The organism is Actinomadura sp. 9N407, assembly GCF_044326315.1.
Lineage (GTDB): Bacteria > Actinomycetota > Actinomycetes > Streptosporangiales > Streptosporangiaceae > Spirillospora.
Map to the genome: position 1 here is coordinate 274098 of NZ_JBIRAW010000005.1, position 16194 is coordinate 290291.

The window sequence follows — 16194 nt, forward strand, 5'->3', positions numbered from 1 at the left end:
CGCCCACTGATGCCCGGAATCCTGTCTCCGTTCTCCCTGTTCAGAGAGGCCTCGGTCGCTCCCCTCTTCGTCTCGAGGGTCATCTCGAGTACGAGCGTGGGGATGGGCCATGTCGCTCTCGCGTGGGGCGTCATGAGGATGGGATACGGCCCTCGAGAACTGTCACTCGTTCTCGCCTGCAACGCATTCCCCGCCTTGCTCATCCTCTGCGGCGGCATCGTCGGCGACCGGTTCCGACGTCACCACGTACTCCTAGGCGCGGAGATCCTCGCGTGCCTGGCATGGCTGGCGCTGGGAGCGTCCTTCTCGATGGAACGGGCCCCGCTCCCGCTGCTCTGCGCGCTTGCAGGTCTGGGCGGAATCGCGACGGCCATCTTCCTCCCGACGATCCGCGGAGTCATCGCTGATCTCCTCGCAGGTGGCAGGCGCCCGGCCGGGAACGCGATGGTCAGCCAGACCGAGGCGGTCGGCCACCTCATCGGATTCGTGTCCGCAGGTGCGGTGGTGACCCTGGTCGGCCCCGCGTGGGCGGCAGGAGCGAGAGGGACGTTGTGCGGCATCAGCGCCGTACTACTCGGCCGACTCGTGACACACCGCCCAACTCATTCCGCCGCCGGCCCCGTCCACGACCTTCGCGAGGGCTGGCGGGAGTTCGCGAGCCGTCCGTGGGTCTGGATCATGACGCTGCAGTACACGGCGATCACCACGGCCCTGGTCTGCTACATGAAGATCGCCGGCCCGCTCTACACCGAGAACGGGCACGGCGGCGCATGGGCATGGGGAGTCATCAGCGCAGCCCAACCCCTCGGAGCCTTGGCCGGCGCGCTGATCGGCGCCCGCTGGCGACCGGCCCACCTCATGTCCGTCACGGCCCTCCTGCCCATGTCGGTGTCGCTGCCCATGCTGCTGATGGGTGGCGAGGCGTCGTGGCAGGCCATCGCCGTTGCCACACTCGTCCCGGGAGCGGCACAGGCCGTCTACTACGTCTTCTGGACGACAGCGCTGCAGGACAAGATCCCGCATCCGCTGCTGGTCCGTGTCAACAGCTGGAACATGGTGACCGGCTACGTTCTGATGCCGGTGACCGTACTGCTGGCCGGCCCGCTGGTCGCCGCCTTTGGCTCGCAACTGATCGTCCTTGCCGCGGCAGCGGGAGCCATCGGCGCAACGGCCTTGACGCTGCTCGTCCTCTGGCTGCTCCCAGATGTCCGCTCATCTTGCGGAACACGGGAGGCCCCAGCCGCCTTGCCAATGCGCGAAACGGAGGTCGCCGCTCGCTGACCAACGCAAAACCTGGTGCAGCGACGCCGGACACGGCCACGGCTTGCACCGCCCTACTGACCGCCTCCACCTGCACCCAGAAAGTCTTGACCGTGAGTGATGTGCACCGTAGTTCGCTCGCTTTCAGAGCGCGGCAACTCCTGGAAGGCGTGGTCCAAGACGAGTTGCTGGCCCTCTATATCCCGATGCTCGTGCAGGGTGGATGCCCGATCGAGGACGCCACGAGCCTGCTCGGCGACGGCGAGCACGTTGAACTCCTCATCCGCCAGGGGATGGCGTACCTGCAGGAGGAGGCGAACTGTGATTCGGCCCTCGTGCCGGCTTCGCCGGAGCTGACCCTGCAGCGAGCCCTGGCGCGCCAGGCCGGCGACCTCGCGTCCGAACACCAGATATTGCTCGAGGGACAGGAACGACTCCGTGCTGCCCAAACGGGGACCGGCACCGTCGCGGACGGCTCCATGGACCAGCTTGTCCAGTTCCTCACCGACCAGAACAGGATCGCCGAGCTGACATCGACTCTTGCCGGCTCGGCCCAGCGTGAGTGGCTGATCCTCGGCGATCACATCGCAGGCGATCAACCCGTTGATGGGCCGCGCCCGTCCTTCAGCCGTACGAGATGCCGGGCGATCTACGAGAGCGGTCGGATCGAATCGCTCGACGGACGCGAGAGCGTGGATGCCGACGTCCGAGCCGGCGCCACCGTCCGGCTTCTCCCGCAGATCGGCATGAGCATGCGGATCGCCGACGAGGCGATCGCTCTGATGCCGCTGGCCGAGAGAGCTTCGGCAGGTGCCCTGCTCCTCCAGTCGTCGGTGATCGTGGGAGCACTGAGGGAGTACTTCGAGCTTCTCTGGGAGCGTGCGACACCGTACGGTGCACCCGATAGGCAGGACGGGCCTCTCCCGCCGATCCAGATGAAGATTCTTCGGCTGCTCGTGCAGGACCTGCCGGACAAGGCCATCGCAGAGCAGTTGGGGGTAAGTCTCGCTACGGTCGGCCGCCACCTCAATATCATCCGTGATGCTCTGGGCGTTCAGAACCGCTTCGCGGTGGGAGCCGCGGCCGTCCAACGAGGTCTCGTCGATTAGGCCGACCTCCATTTGGTGTATGGCTTCACCGGCAGATTCGTGCGTATTTGTCCACGCGATTGCGTGAAATCACGGCCACGCATGGGCGGAGAGCAGAAGCCTGGACCGCGCGAAGCCATCAAGTACGAGGGACTATCCCGGCGTGCGCGGGGAGCAGGACGCCGTGCAGGAGCTTCCCGGCTTCGTGGCGGGATCATCCCCGCGTGCGCGGGGAGCAGGCCCGCAAGCTCGGGCAGGATCAGGCCGCGCAGGGACCATCCCCGCGTGCGCGGGGAGCAGTGCCCCGAGAACGGGCCCACGAGCGGGGCGCCGGGACCATCCCCGCGTGCGCGGGGAGCAGCGGCGAGCACTCGAGCGTGGCGTATTTCGAGTGGGGACCATCCCCGCGTGCGCGGGGAGCAGACCAACGGCCTGGTCAACACCGCCAAGCGGACGGGACCATCCCCGCATGCGCGGGGAGCAGCGCCACATCCGCGAGGGCGGCGGCGGCAGAGAGGGACCATCCCCGCGTGCGCGGGGAGCAGTCCAAGGCGAAGTCGTAGGTGGTGTAGAGGCCGGGACCATCCCCGCGTGCGCGGGGAGCAGCGCACCGTCATGTCCAAGGTGCGGGGGTAGAAGGGACCATCCCCGCGTGCGCGGGGAGCAGGAGTCCGTCGAGACGCCCGACCTGGGCCGCACGGGACCATCCCCGCGTGCGCGGGGAGCAGGGTCGTCTCGCACTCGTCGCACTGCTCGGTGCGGGACCATCCCCGCGTGCGCGGGGAGCAGAGGCCGACGTCTTCGTACCCGGCCGGGAGCGCGGGACCATCCCCGCGTGCGCGGGGAGCAGGCGGGCCGATCGCCGCAACCGCGATGCCCAGCGGGACCATCCCCGCGTGCGCGGGGAGCAGTGCGCGCTGGTCCCGTACAGCAAAGAGGCCCGGGGACCATCCCCGCGTGCGCGGGGAGCAGCACGCCCAGGTTCCGGCGCGCGCTCCGGACGTGGGACCATCCCCGCGTGCGCGGGGAGCAGACCGACCTGCTCCTGCTCTACCTGCTGCGCGTGGGACCATCCCCGCGTGCGCGGGGAGCAGACCAGCGTGACCGAGGGGCCCGCCGTCCCAAGGGGACCATCCCCGCGTGCGCGGGGAGCAGAGGAACGCGGCCGCGAGGAGCGTGACGCCGAAGGGACCATCCCCGCGTGCGCGGGGAGCAGAATCCCGACATCGCACGGGCCATGATCTCTCTGGGACCATCCCCGCGTGCGCGGGGAGCAGCTTGGCCAGGATGTTCAGGGCGCGTTGGGTGCGGGACCATCCCCGCGTGCGCGGGGAGCAGGGCCCGCACCCCAGCGCCGCGTTCCTGTGCTGGGGACCATCCCCGCGTGCGCGGGGAGCAGCTGGCGGCGTCCGTGAGCGGGCGGCCGCACTCGGGACCATCCCCGCGTGCGCGGGGAGCAGCGGCGTACGAGCCGACGTACCTGATCAACAAGGGGACCATCCCCGCGTGCGCGGGGAGCAGAACCACTGGGGCCGGCCGGTCAACTACAAGACGGGACCATCCCCGCGTGCGCGGGGAGCAGTGCAGGAGGCCGGGCAGGACGCTGGTCTCGTAGGGACCATCCCCGCGTGCGCGGGGAGCAGCTATCCCCAGCACACGGATGGCACCGGCGCCAGGGACCATCCCCGCGTGCGCGGGGAGCAGCACGACCGGGCCGTCCTCACCGAGTTCGCCCAGGGACCATCCCCGCGTGCGCGGGGAGCAGATCACCAGCGTCCCTCGCGGGATCCGACGTCGGGGACCATCCCCGCGTGCGCGGGGAGCAGGAGTCGGAGTACGCGACGCTGATGTGCAACGCGGGACCATCCCCGCGTGCGCGGGGAGCAGCCGCCCGAGGACATGGACGAGGTGCGGAACCGGGGACCATCCCCGCGTGCGCGGGGAGCAGGACGCCGGTGTCGTCACCGACGGCACGCACGCGGGACCATCCCCGCGTGCGCGGGGAGCGGAGCACCAGCGTCCGTCCCGGCAGCGCGGGCACGGGACCATCCCCGCGTGCGCGGGGAGCGGACGAGATCCCCCGGCCGGAGTCCGGCCCGGCCGGGACCATCCCCGCGTGCGCGGGGAGCGGATGAAGCTCGGCACCCGGACCACCGGCGAGAAGGGACCATCCCCGCGTGCGCGGGGAGCGGTACGGGATCACGCCCGAGCAGTTCGACGCGATGGGACCATCCCCGCGTGCGCGGGGAGCGGCCGGCGGCGGACGGCCCCGGGAATCCGCTGTCGGGACCATCCCCGCGTGCGCGGGGAGCGGCGGGCCCGGTACCCGCAGGTGTGCAACGGCAAGGGACCATCCCCGCGTGCGCGGGGAGCGGCACGGCGCACCCGTCTTCTGGTTGCCGATCCAGGGACCATCCCCGCGTGCGCGGGGAGCGGGTGATGTCGTGTGGCGGCTGTTGCTGGTCGTCGGGACCATCCCCGCGTGCGCGGGGAGCGGTGGAGCCGGTACCGGCGGGTCAGGTCGGTGATGGGACCATCCCCGCGTGCGCGGGGAGCGGCGGTTCCTGGAGTTCGACAACGAGGACATGAAGGGACCATCCCCGCGTGCGCGGGGAGCGGCCCATGCCCTTGGTCGCCTTGGACGGGTCCAGGGGACCATCCCCGCGTGCGCGGGGAGCGGGTCGCGACGATCGGGTACGCGTTCGCCCAGCAGGGACCATCCCCGCGTGCGCGGGGAGCGGGCGCACTCCGGCCGCGTCGAGCTGGCCGGGCAGGGACCATCCCCGCGTGCGCGGGGAGCGGTCTGTGGGCAAACCCGAAAGCAAAGGCTGTCCGGGACCATCCCCGCGTGCGCGGGGAGCGGTTCCTGACCTGAAGTTCTCTGAGGGTGGAAAGGGGACCATCCCCGCGTGCGCGGGGAGCGGTCCGGCCGCGCTCCGAACCGCTTGTAGATGTAGGGACCATCCCCGCGTGCGCGGGGAGCGGAGAGCACCTGACTCTTAATCAGGGGGCGCGAGGGGACCATCCCCGCGTGCGCGGGGAGCGGCAGTTCCGCCCTGTTCCTGGAGGGCGGAACCAGGGACCATCCCCGCGTGCGCGGGGAGCGGCGCAGGGGCACGTCCGCTCCCGAGGGGGGGAGGGGACCATCCCCGCGTGCGCGGGGAGCGGGGTGCCCGAACCGCCGCCGAGCTGCTGGGCGCGGGACCATCCCCGCGTGCGCGGGGAGCGGCTCAATGTCGCCCTTGACGTCAAGGAAGGTCTGGGACCATCCCCGCGTGCGCGGGGAGCGGGGCAGCGGGGTCCTCGACATCCTGGCTCAGGAGGGACCATCCCCGCGTGCGCGGGGAGCGGGGTGGAGCACCGTGACACCGCGTCCGCCGCGAGGGACCATCCCCGCGTGCGCGGGGAGCGGGCTTGCTGACCTGGGAGTCTACCGGCCGGTAACAGTGATTTTGAGTACTTGTGGAGATTCTGACAATTCGGACATTGGTGGCGCCCCGGGTTGGAGTGGCGGCGTCGCGTGATGGTCAGACTACGGGTCTTGGCGCTAAGGGGCGTGGCGTCGTTTATCGATGTGTTGGTGGAGCGGGTCATGTTTCGTTTCAGAAAGTGCGCCTTGCGTCCCCGCGGGTGCGGAGTGGGATGACGGGAGGCCAACTCTGTAGCGAGTTGGAAGGCGTTTGGCGCGAGGGTGTCCGGTTCTGGACTGGTCCGTCGATGGTGGCACGTGATCTCGGGTCGGACGGGTTGGATGCGGGTGTGCTGGATGCGGTGGCGGGGTGGGCGCGGCTCGGGAGCGGGTTGTCTCCGGCTGCGCGTCATGCGTGGGCAAAGCATGATCGCGATACGGACGACTGGCTCCCGTTGTGGCGTCATATGGCAGATAGCGGCGCGGTGGCGGGGCTGTTGTGGGATCAGTGGCTTCCTGCCCAGGTGCGGCATGTGATCAGCGCGGCGTTGCCCGAGGGTGCGGACGATGCGCGGCGGCTGGTGGTGTGGTCGGCGACCACGCACGACATCGGGAAGGCGACGCCGGCGTTCGCGTGCCAGGTCGAATCGCTCGCCGATGGAATGCGGGCCCAAAATTTGGAGATGCCGCTGCATTCTCAGCTGCATGATCGGCGGCTGGCTCCTCATGGGCTTGCGGGGATGTTGCTGCTGCATGAGTGGCTGATGGATCAATACGACTGGTCCAAGCGGTCGGCGTGGCAGTGGGCGGTGGTCGCGGGGGGCCATCACGGGGTTCCGCCGACGATGAGCGACATTCAGGCGCTGGCCGCGCGGCCGCGGCTGCTGCGTTCTACGGGGAGCGCGGAGGTATGGAGCGGGGTGCAGTGGGAGTTGCTGGATGCCTGCGCCGAGGTCTGCGATGTGGCGGAGCGGCTGCCGGAATGGCGTGAGGTGAAGCTTTCCCAGCCTGCGCAGGCGGTGTTGACGGGTGTGGTGATCGTCGCCGACTGGATCGCCAGCAACGCCGACTTGTTCCCCTATTCGCTGGACGCCCGGGACCAAAGCGATCGCGACCGTGTCGAAGCGGCGTGGCGCGGCCTGGCGCTTCCCCCGCCCTGGCAGGCCCTCGACCCGGGATCTGATGCCGCGAACCTGTTCGCGTCCCGCTTCGAATTGCCGGTTGGTGCGCAGGTGCGGCCGTTGCAGGAGCGGGCGGTACGGGCAGCCAGTGACATGGCGCCGGGCTTGATGATCATTGAGGGGCCGATGGGGGAGGGCAAGACCGAGGCTGGGCTGGCGGTCGCTGAGATCTTCGCGAGCCGGTCGGGTGCGGGTGGGGTGTTCGTGGCGTTGCCGACGATGGCGACGAGCAATGCGATGTTCTCGCGGGTGCTGAGCTGGCTGGATTGTCTGCCCGATGAGCGGCCGGACGCCGGTGCGCGGTCGGTGCAGCTGGCCCATTCCAAGGCTGCGTTGAACGAGGATTTCCGGGCTCTGACCTGGGCTGATCATCATTCGGTGCGCGGCGTGCAGCCGGATGAGGAGGCCTCGGAAGGCGCGGCGGCCGAGCTGGTGGCTCATCAGTGGCTGAGGGGTCGTAAGAAGGGGATGCTGGCGTCGTTCGGTGTCGGGACCATCGACCAGGTGCTGTTCATGGGGCTCAAGAGCCGGCATCTGGCGCTGCGGCATCTGGCCTTGGCGGGCAAGGTCGTGGTCATCGACGAGGTGCACGCCTACGACGCCTACATGAGTTCGTATCTGGATCTGGTGTTGTCATGGCTGGGCGTGTACGGGGTCCCTGTGGTGGTGCTGTCGGCGACGCTTCCGGCGGGCCGTCGCCGTGAATTGGTGGAGGCCTACACCGCCGTTGAGGGCGCGGAAGCCGTCGAGACAGCGACCGGCTACCCGCTGATCACCGTCGCCGGCAGGGACGGGACGCGGGCCGTGCACGAGGTGGCCGCCTCAGGACGGCGTACCGATGTGCAGGTCGAGCCCCTCGATGACGACCTTGAGGTGCTGGCCGATCGGCTCGTGCACGAGTTGACCGGGGGTGGGTGCGTACTGGTGGTGCGCAACACCGTGGCGCGGGTCCTGGAGACCGCCGCCGTCCTGCGCGGCCGGCTCGGTCAAGACAACGTCACTGTCGCGCATGCCCGTTTCCTCGACCTGGACCGGATGCGCAAGGACAGTGACCTGGTGAACGACTTCGGCCCGCCCGGGGACGGTCGCGCTCGTCCTGGCGGGCCCCATGTGGTGGTGGCGAGCCAGGTTGCCGAGCAATCCCTGGACATCGACTTTGATCTGCTGGTGTCGGACCTGTGTCCGGTTGACCTGCTGCTGCAGCGGATGGGGCGGTTGCACCGCCACCAGCGCGGCCCGGGACAAAGTGATCGCCCTGAGCGGTTGCGGCAAGCGCGGTGCCTGGTGGTCGGCGCGGATTGGAGCACCGCCCCGCCGGAAGCGGTGAAGGGTTCCCAGCGGGTGTACGGACCGCACGCGTTGCTGCGGTCGGCCGCGGTGCTGTGGCCGTATCTGACCGGGACGGCGCCGACAGGACGCACGGTGCGGCTGCCCGAGGACATCAGCCCGCTGGTCCAGCGCGCCTACGGAACCGCGCCCGCGGGACCGGAGTCCTGGCGGCAGGAGATGGACGCCGCCCACGACCGGCACCTGGTGCACATCGCCAAGCAGCGCACCAAGGCCGAGGGGTTCCAGTTGGCGGCCGCCGGCCGGGACGGGACCGCGCTGATCGGCTGGATCGACGCGGGGGCGGGCGAGGCCGACGACACTCCCGCCGGACGCGCACAGGTCCGCGACGGCGTCGAGTCGCTGGAGGTGCTGGTGGTGCAGCGCCTGGCCGACGGAACGGTGCGGACGGTGCCCTGGCTGGACGGCGGCCGGGGCGGGCTCGTCCTGCCGACCGAGGCCGTTCCCGAACCGAGGCTGGGCCGCATCGTGGCGGCATGCGGGTTGCGGCTCCCGTTCCAATTCTCTATCCCGCAGATCACCGATCAGGCGATCGCAGAACTGGAGAAAGAGGTCATTTCGGCCTGGCAGTCCCGGGACAGTTCCTGGCTGGCCGGAGAACTGATCTTGTTCCTTGACGAGAACTGTCGTACCCGGCTGGCAGGTTACGAATTGAGCTACAGCAAGGACGACGGCCTGGAGGCCACCCGTGTCGAATGACCCCCCATCCTTCGACCTGACATGCCAAGCCTGGATTCCGGTGTTGCGCGCCGATGGCACCAGCGACGTGCTGTCGCTGCGAGAGGTCTTCGACCAGGCCCGCACGCTGCGCCGGATCGTCGGGGATCTGCCGACGCAGGAATTCGCACTGATGCGGCTGCTGCTGGCGATCCTGCACGACGCGGTCGAGGGCCCCCAGGACCTGGAAGCGTGGGAAGAGTTGTGGGACGGCGATCTGCCCATCGGCCGGATCGAGGAGTACCTGGACGAGCATCGCGGCCGTTTCGATCTCCTTCACCCGCAGACGCCGTTCCTGCAGACACCTTCGCTGCACACCGCGAAGGACGAGGTGTCGTCCCTGGACAAGATCGTCGCCGATGTTCCCAATGGGGCGCCGTTTTTCACGATGCGCGGACAAGGGGTCGAGCGGCTGGAATTCGCTGAGGCCGCGCGGTGGCTGGTGCACGCGCAGGCGTTCGACACCTCGGGCATCAAGACCGGAGCGGTCGGCGACCCGCGGGCCAAGGGCGGCAGGGGCTATCCCCAGGGTGTGGCGTGGGCGGGAAATCTGGGTGGAGTGCTCGCCGCCGCCGATGACCTGCGCGAAACGCTGCTGCTCAACCTCATCGCCTTCGACACCGCAACGCTGCAGGTCGACCCCAAGAACGACCGCCCCATCTGGACACGCGATGTCCCCACAGCTAAGCCCTTGGACGAGGTCGAGGCCGCCCGTCGGCCGTATGGGCTGCGGGACCTGTACACCTGGCCGGCGCGTCGCGTCCGGCTGCATTTCGACGACGAAGGCGTGTACGGCGTTGTCCTGGCCTATGGGGACGCCCTCGCACCACGCAACAAGCATGCCTGCGAGCCGATGACGGCTTGGCGGCGCAGCCCGTTCCAGGAGAAGAAACTGAAGGAGGCGCAGGTCTATCTGCCGCGCGTGCACGATCAGGCCCGCAGCGGCTGGCGCGGACTGGGTGCGCTGATCGCCGGTAAGGCCGATGGGTTCGAGCAGCGCCAGGAGGCGGCGGCGATCGTGCGGCCCCGGATCCTGGACTGGCTGGCACGCCTGACCGTCGAAGGCCCGCTGCCGAAGGACTACCTGCTGCGGGCGCGGCTACTCGGCGCGGTGTACGGAACGCAGCAGTCGATCATTGACGAGGTGATCGACGACGAGGTCGCGATGCCGGTTGTGCTCCTGCACGAGCAGGACTCCGAACTGGGAGTCGAGGCGATCGACGCCGTCTCCGACGCCGAGGATGCCGTCGGCATCCTCGGCGATCTGGCCGCCGACCTGGCCAGGGCCGCCGGTGACGCGGCCGACCCGCGTAAGGACGCCGCACGCACTTTGGGCTTCGCCACCCTCGACGGCCCATTCCGGGCCTGGCTTGCCGCGCTGAAACCGGGGGAGAGCCCCCGGCTCGCCCGCGCCGCCTGGCAGAAGACCGCACGCGGCAAGATCCGCGGACTGGGCGCGGACATGGTGGATGCCGCCGCTGAGACCGCCTGGCAGGGCCGCATGGTGACGACCAGGGACGGCCGCGAGCTCTGGCTCAGCTCCACCCGCGCCGACCAGATCTTCACCGCACGACTGGCCAAAGCCCTGCCCGGCACCCCCCGACCCGAAGACCCGACCACGGAGGCCCAGGCATGACGCCGGCGACACCTGCACTCAAATGGCCCGCAGACCTGGTGCAGGACGCGGCCGGCCGATTCGTTGCCGAGCTGCAGACAGGGTTCCTGGCCGACCGGCCGTCGGCGGTGGGGGCGCTGGCTCAGCTGCGCCGGGGGGCGGGCAAGCTGCCCCAGGACGTTCCCGAGCTGTGGGGCGTCACCGGCGCCGAGCGGCTGTTCGCCCAGGAGAACTCGTTCGGTGACCAGAAGCAGGAGACCCGCGCCGAGGCGGCGTACTTCCTGGCCGTCACCCTGTACGCCCTGCACCAGCAGTCGCAGGGCACCCCAATGCATCAGCACGGCGTGGATCTGGGGCAGGCCGTCCGGCGCCTGATGCCCAAGGGCGAGATCGAGGAGACGATCCGCCGCCGCTTCGTGCGGGTGGGAACCGCCGCGACCCCTGACGTCCTGGCCTACCGGCTGCGCGAGGTCATCTCTCTGCTGCGCGGCGCCGGCATCCCACTCGACTACGGCCGGCTCGGCCGCCAGCTCTACAAGGCGCAGACCCCCGACGGGCTGAGCGAGGTCCGCCGTGACTGGGGACGCAGCTTCCACACCTACAAGGCCGACCAAGCCAACGACGAGACCGATAACGGCGCCTTCACCGACAAGGACACCCCATGACGACCCGGACCATCGTCGAGCTGCACCTTCTGCAGACCGTCCCTCCCAGCAACCTCAACCGGGACGACACCGGCACGCCCAAGTCCGCCGTCTACGGCGGCGTCCGCCGGGCCCGGGTGTCCAGCCAGGCGTGGAAGCGCGCCACCCGCCGAACGTTCCAGGACATCCTGGATCCCAAGGACCTGGGAGTCCGCAGCCGCCGCCTGGCCGAGCTGCTCGGCAAGCGGATCCGCGGCCTGGACAAGGCCCTGTCCGAGGCCGACGCATGGGCGCTGGCCGCCGAGACGATCACCGCCGCGACGGGTGCCAAGATGGAGCCGCCCAAACGCAACGCCAAGGCCGACAAGGAAGACCAGCGGGAACCGGCACCCGAGGCCAAGTACCTGATCTTCCTGTCCGCCCGGCAGTTGGACGCCCTGGCCGAACTGGCGATCGAGGGCCGCGACGACATCAAGACGTTCTTCAAGAACAAGGAGAACAAGGCCGCGGCGAAGCAGCACGCCAACAGCCGCCACTCCATCGACATCGCCCTGTTCGGACGGATGGTCGCCGACGACTCTGACATCAACGTCGACGCCGCCGCCCAGGTCGCCCACGCCATCAGCGTCCACCGCGCCGACGTCGAGTCCGACTACTACACCGCCGTCGACGACCACAAGGAACGCGAGGAGGACGACAACGGCGCGGGCATGATCGGGACCGTGGAGTTCAACTCCGCCACCCTCTACCGCTATGCCGCCCTCGACGTCGACCTGCTCGCCAAGAACCTGGGTAAGGGCCTGCGCGAGGACGAATCGGCGGACGAACCGGTCCGCCGCGCGGTCGAGGCGTTCATCCGCGGATTCACCGAGTCCCTCCCGACCGGGAAGATCAACACATTCGGGCACCACACCCTGCCCGACGCGGTGGTGGTCAAGGTGCGTGCGACGCGCCCGATCAACTTCGTCGGTGCGTTCGAGCGGCCCTGCAAGGCCGACCAGGACACCGGCGGCCACGTCCGGGAAGCGAGCGAGCGGCTCGCCAAGCAGATCCCCGCTATCGAGACCGCCTTCGGCGCCGGCGACGACACGCTCACCTGGGTCACTCGCGCCGGCGACGACACCGAGGCGCTGGCCGCGCTCGGCACCGAACTGCCGCTGCAAGCACTGGTGTCGGCGGTCGGCGTGGAGGTCGAGCGGCGGCAGAACGGCTCGGCATGAGCGTCCTGCTCCTGCGGCTGGCGGGGCCCCTGCAGTCATGGGGCTCGGCGGCGCGTTTCGCCCGGCGCACCACCGAAGCGGCCCCCACCAAGAGCGGCGTGCTCGGCATGCTGGCCGCAGCACTCGGCCGCCCCCGCACCGCCGACCCGTCCGACCTAGCCGCACTACGCTTTGGTGTCCGCGTCGACCAGCCAGGCACGCCGCTGCGCGACTTCCAGACCGCCCATGACCCCGACACCGGCGGCGCCCTTCCGGTGTCGGAGCGGTTCTACCTAGCAGACGCCGTCTTTGTCGCCGCCGTCGAAGGTCCCCACGACCAGCTGACCACCCTGCACCAGGCCCTGCGGCGGCCCGGATTCCTGCCCTACCTGGGCCGCCGGTCGTGCCCGCCGGCGCAACCAGTCGACCTGCGGCTACGCGACGACGCCGACCTCGAGACGGCGCTGAGGACCCAACCGTGGCAGGCGTCGGACTGGCACCAATGGCGGCTCAAGGACCAACCGCAGGTCGACCTCGAAGTGCTCCTGGAGGCCACCGGCAAGGACGGCCGCGTCAACACCCTGCGCGACCAGCCGCTCAGCTTCGACCCCGCACACCGCCGGTACGCGCTGCGCGGCGTCCGCAGCTTCCCCGTCACGGTGCCCAACCCCCGCGCGGCCCAGCCCACCAAGCACATCGAGCACGACCCGACGACCGTCCTGAGGAGCGAGTGACATGTACCTGACGCGCTTCCGCATCAACACCGGACGCGTCGGCGCCCGCAAGCTGCTGGCCTCCCCCCAGACCATGCACGCGGCCGTCATGACCTCGTTCGCCGAAGCCCCCACCCCCGGCAGCGACGGCCCCCGCGTCCTGTGGCGCCTGGACCGCAACAGCAACGCCGACACCCACCTGTGCATCGTCAGCCCGATGCGGCCCGACCTCACCCACCTGGTCGAGCAGGCGGGCTGGCCAACCACCGCCCGCTGGGACACCTTCGACTACGCCCCGTTCCTCAAACGCCTCACCGAAGGCGACACCTGGAGCTTCCGCCTCACCGCTAACCCCGTCCACAGCATCCGCCGCAACGACGGCGAACCCACCAAGATCACCGCACACCTCAGCCCCGCCCATCAACTCGGCTGGCTGCTCAAACAGCAGAACAAGGCCGGGTTCACCGTGATGGAAAAGCCCCCCGAAAAGCGCCTCGTCCGCGACCAGGACGGCCGCGACCAGGACACCCACGACCTCCTCGTTCACGACCGCCGCCAGTTCCGCTTCGCCAAGAAAGGCGCGAGCGGACCGGTGACAGTGGTCGCGGTGACGTTCGACGGACGGCTGGAGATCACCGATGCCGACGCGTTCCGCGCCGCCCTCACCCACGGCCTTGGCCGCGCCAAGGCCTACGGCTGCGGCCTGATGACCCTCGCCCCGGCCTGACCGCCGATGTCCACCGTCGGCAAACGCGGGGCATCCTCGCCACGCGAACTCACCCGGATGAGCGACCGCATCTCGTTCATCTACCTCGAACGCTGCACCCTGCATCGCGACGACAACGCCATCACCGCCGAAGACGCCGACGGCATCACCCACATCCCCTCGGCCACCATCGGCACCCTCCTGCTCGGACCCGGAACCCGCGTCACCCACCAGGCCATGAGCGTCCTGGGCGACAGCGGCGCCGGCGTCGTCTGGGTCGGCGAACAAGGCGTCCGGTTCTACTCCGGCGGCCGCTCCCTCACCCGCTCGGCCGCCCTCGTCGAAGCCCAAGCCACCCTGTGGGCCAACCGCCGCACCCGCCTGGACGTCGCCCGCGCCATGTACCGGATGCGGTTCCCCGGCGAAGACCCATCCGGCCTCAGCCGCCACGAACTCCTGGGACGCGAAGGACGCCGCGTCAAAGACAGCTACCGCGAACAGGCAACCAGAGCCGGCCTCACCTGGAACGGCCGCAACTACACCCCCGGCGACTTCGACTCCGGCGACACCGTCAACCAGGCCGTCACTGCCGCCGCCCAATGCATGTACGGCATCGCTCAGACCACCGTCCACGCCCTCGGCTGCGCCCCTGGCCTCGGCTTCATCCACTCCGGCCACGAACTCGCCTTTGTCCTAGACATCGCCGATCTCTACAAAACCGAAGTCGCCATCCCCGTCGCTTTCGAAGAAGCCGCCCACAGCCCCGACGACATCGGCTCCCGCACCCGACGCGCCATCCGCGATCGCGTCAACGAGACCGGCCTCCTGCGCCGCTGCGTCAACGACATCAACAACTCCTTCTCCCCGGCGCCACCCAAGACCCCGCCAGCGCCGACACCGACCACGTCACCCTGCAAAGCGACCACGGCATGAACATCGAGTCCGGCCGCAACTACGCCGAGGACCTCAACTGGTGACGATCATCATCCTCACCAACTGCCCCGCCGGACTCCGCGGATTCCTCACCCGCTGGCTCATGGAGATCTCTCCAGGCGTCTTCATCGGCGGCCCCTCCACCCGCATCCGCCAGGCCCTGTGGGACGAGGTTCAGCAGTACGCCAACACCGGCCGCGCCCTGCTGGCCTACAGCACCAACAACGAACAAGGTTTCAGCTTCGAAACCCACGACCACAAATGGCACCCCATCGACCACGAAGGTCTCACCCTGATCCGCCGCCCCAAGAACCAGCCGGAGATCTCTGCCGCAGCACCCTCAGCAGGGTGGAGCAACGCCTCCAAACGCCGCCGCTACGGCAAACGATGATCCGTCCTCACCAGCCCGCCAGCATCGACAGCCCCATGCTGTCCGAAATGTCCGAACCTTCACAAGTGCTCAGAAGTCCTGTTACTCACTGGTAGATGCCCAGGTCAGCCAGGGTGCTCCCCGCGCACGCGGGGATGGTCCCAGGACCGGGGTGTGCGCCAGCAGCAGCGCCTCGTGCTCCCCGCGCACGCGGGGATGGTCCCCGGCTGTTCGCCAGCCCTGCCGCCATGGCCGAGTGCTCCCCGCGCACGCGGGGATGGTCCCTTCTGCGGCACGATCGTGGAATCCAGCGTGAAGTGCTCCCCGCGCACGCGGGGATGGTCCCGATCAGTAGCGGTTGGCCGGGCTCGGACACGCGTGCTCCCCGCGCACGCGGGGATGGTCCCCTCGCGAGGAGCTGTGTCCAGAACGTCTCGGGGTGCTCCCCGCGCACGCGGGGATGGTCCTACATCATGAGCGGGACGTGTGCCGGGCGCTGTGTGCTCCCCGCGCACGCGGGGATGGTCCCGACATACCGCACTCTCGCCGGACGCATTGAAAGTGCTCCCCGCGCACGCGGGGATGGTCCCAGACTGGAATACATCTTTCGCTGATCACTGATGTGCTCCCCGCGCACGCGGGGATGGTCCCACGGCCAACGGTGGGAAGGTGGTTACTCGTTTGTGCTCCCCGCGCACGCGGGGATGGTCCCCACGTCTGGGCGGAGTGGGGGATCTTCAACGCGTGCTCCCCGCGCACGCGGGGATGGTCCCTGGCGCTGGCCCGGCGGAGCAGGCAAGGCCGAGTGCTCCCCGCGCACGCGGGAATGGTCCCCTGCGACCTGCGCATTAACAGTGCGCCGCTCTGTGCTCCCCGCGCACGCGGGGATGGTCCCAAGGGCCAGGACTACAACGCCCACATGTGCTCGTGCTCCCTGCGCACGCGGGGATGGTCCCGACCAGAGTCCGAGGCCGAGGTGCCCGGTCAGGTGCTCCCCGCGCACGCGGGGATG

9 protein-coding genes, 1 pseudogene and 2 CRISPR repeat arrays (1 of these 12 cut by a window edge) are annotated in these 16194 nt (G+C 69.6%); all 10 genes and pseudogenes read left to right on the forward strand.

The window, feature by feature from the left end; all coding sequences use genetic code 11:
- Window positions 1-9: 9 nt before the first annotated feature.
- The 10 genes and pseudogenes from ACH34Q_RS10810 (at window position 10) to cas2e (ending at window position 15203) form a co-directional block, all read left to right on the forward strand.
- Complete coding sequence (locus tag ACH34Q_RS10810) at window positions 10-1281, forward strand: MFS transporter (protein WP_395982682.1); 1272 nt, start codon at window positions 10-12, stop codon at window positions 1279-1281.
- Window positions 1282-1373: 92 nt separating this feature from the next.
- Complete coding sequence (locus tag ACH34Q_RS10815; protein WP_395982683.1) at window positions 1374-2369, forward strand: LuxR C-terminal-related transcriptional regulator; 996 nt, start codon at window positions 1374-1376, stop codon at window positions 2367-2369.
- 128 nt (window positions 2370-2497) lie between these two features.
- A CRISPR array of direct repeats spans window positions 2498-5760; the repeat unit is 27 nt; unit sequence GGGACCATCCCCGCGTGCGCGGGGAGC.
- 305 nt (window positions 5761-6065) lie between these two features.
- Window positions 6066-8984 carry a CRISPR-associated helicase Cas3' gene (gene cas3, locus ACH34Q_RS10820; protein WP_395982684.1) on the forward strand — a complete coding sequence of 973 codons (2919 nt, stop codon included), beginning with the start codon at window positions 6066-6068 and terminating at the stop codon, window positions 8982-8984.
- Window positions 8974-10638, forward strand: coding sequence for a type I-E CRISPR-associated protein Cse1/CasA (casA, locus tag ACH34Q_RS10825; protein ID WP_395982685.1), 1665 nt, complete (start codon window positions 8974-8976; stop codon window positions 10636-10638). The genes cas3 and casA overlap by 11 nt, the downstream gene beginning before the upstream one ends.
- Entirely contained in the window at window positions 10635-11282 is a 648-nt protein-coding gene (gene casB / locus ACH34Q_RS10830) for a type I-E CRISPR-associated protein Cse2/CasB (RefSeq protein WP_395982686.1), read from the forward strand. Before casA ends, casB begins: the two co-directional genes overlap by 4 nt.
- Window positions 11279-12481, forward strand: coding sequence for a type I-E CRISPR-associated protein Cas7/Cse4/CasC (gene cas7e / locus ACH34Q_RS10835; RefSeq protein ID WP_395982687.1), 1203 nt, complete (start codon window positions 11279-11281; stop codon window positions 12479-12481). The genes casB and cas7e overlap by 4 nt, the downstream gene beginning before the upstream one ends.
- The gene (gene cas5e, locus ACH34Q_RS10840) at window positions 12478-13194 is read left to right on the forward strand and encodes a type I-E CRISPR-associated protein Cas5/CasD (protein WP_395982688.1); all 717 of its coding nucleotides are present in this window, start codon (window positions 12478-12480) and stop codon (window positions 13192-13194) included. Before cas7e ends, cas5e begins: the two co-directional genes overlap by 4 nt.
- Window position 13195: 1 nt before the next feature.
- Entirely contained in the window at window positions 13196-13900 is a 705-nt protein-coding gene (gene cas6e, locus ACH34Q_RS10845; RefSeq protein WP_395982689.1) for a type I-E CRISPR-associated protein Cas6/Cse3/CasE, read from the forward strand.
- 6 nt (window positions 13901-13906) lie between these two features.
- Window positions 13907-14856: pseudogene (cas1e, locus tag ACH34Q_RS10850) on the forward strand (type I-E CRISPR-associated endonuclease Cas1e).
- Window positions 14853-15203, forward strand: coding sequence for a type I-E CRISPR-associated endoribonuclease Cas2e (gene cas2e / locus ACH34Q_RS10855; RefSeq protein ID WP_395982690.1), 351 nt, complete (start codon window positions 14853-14855; stop codon window positions 15201-15203). Before cas1e ends, cas2e begins: the two are co-directional and overlap by 4 nt.
- A 113-nt stretch (window positions 15204-15316) precedes the next feature.
- Window positions 15317-16194: a CRISPR direct-repeat array (repeat unit 28 nt; unit sequence GTGCTCCCCGCGCACGCGGGGATGGTCC); it runs 188 nt beyond the window's last position.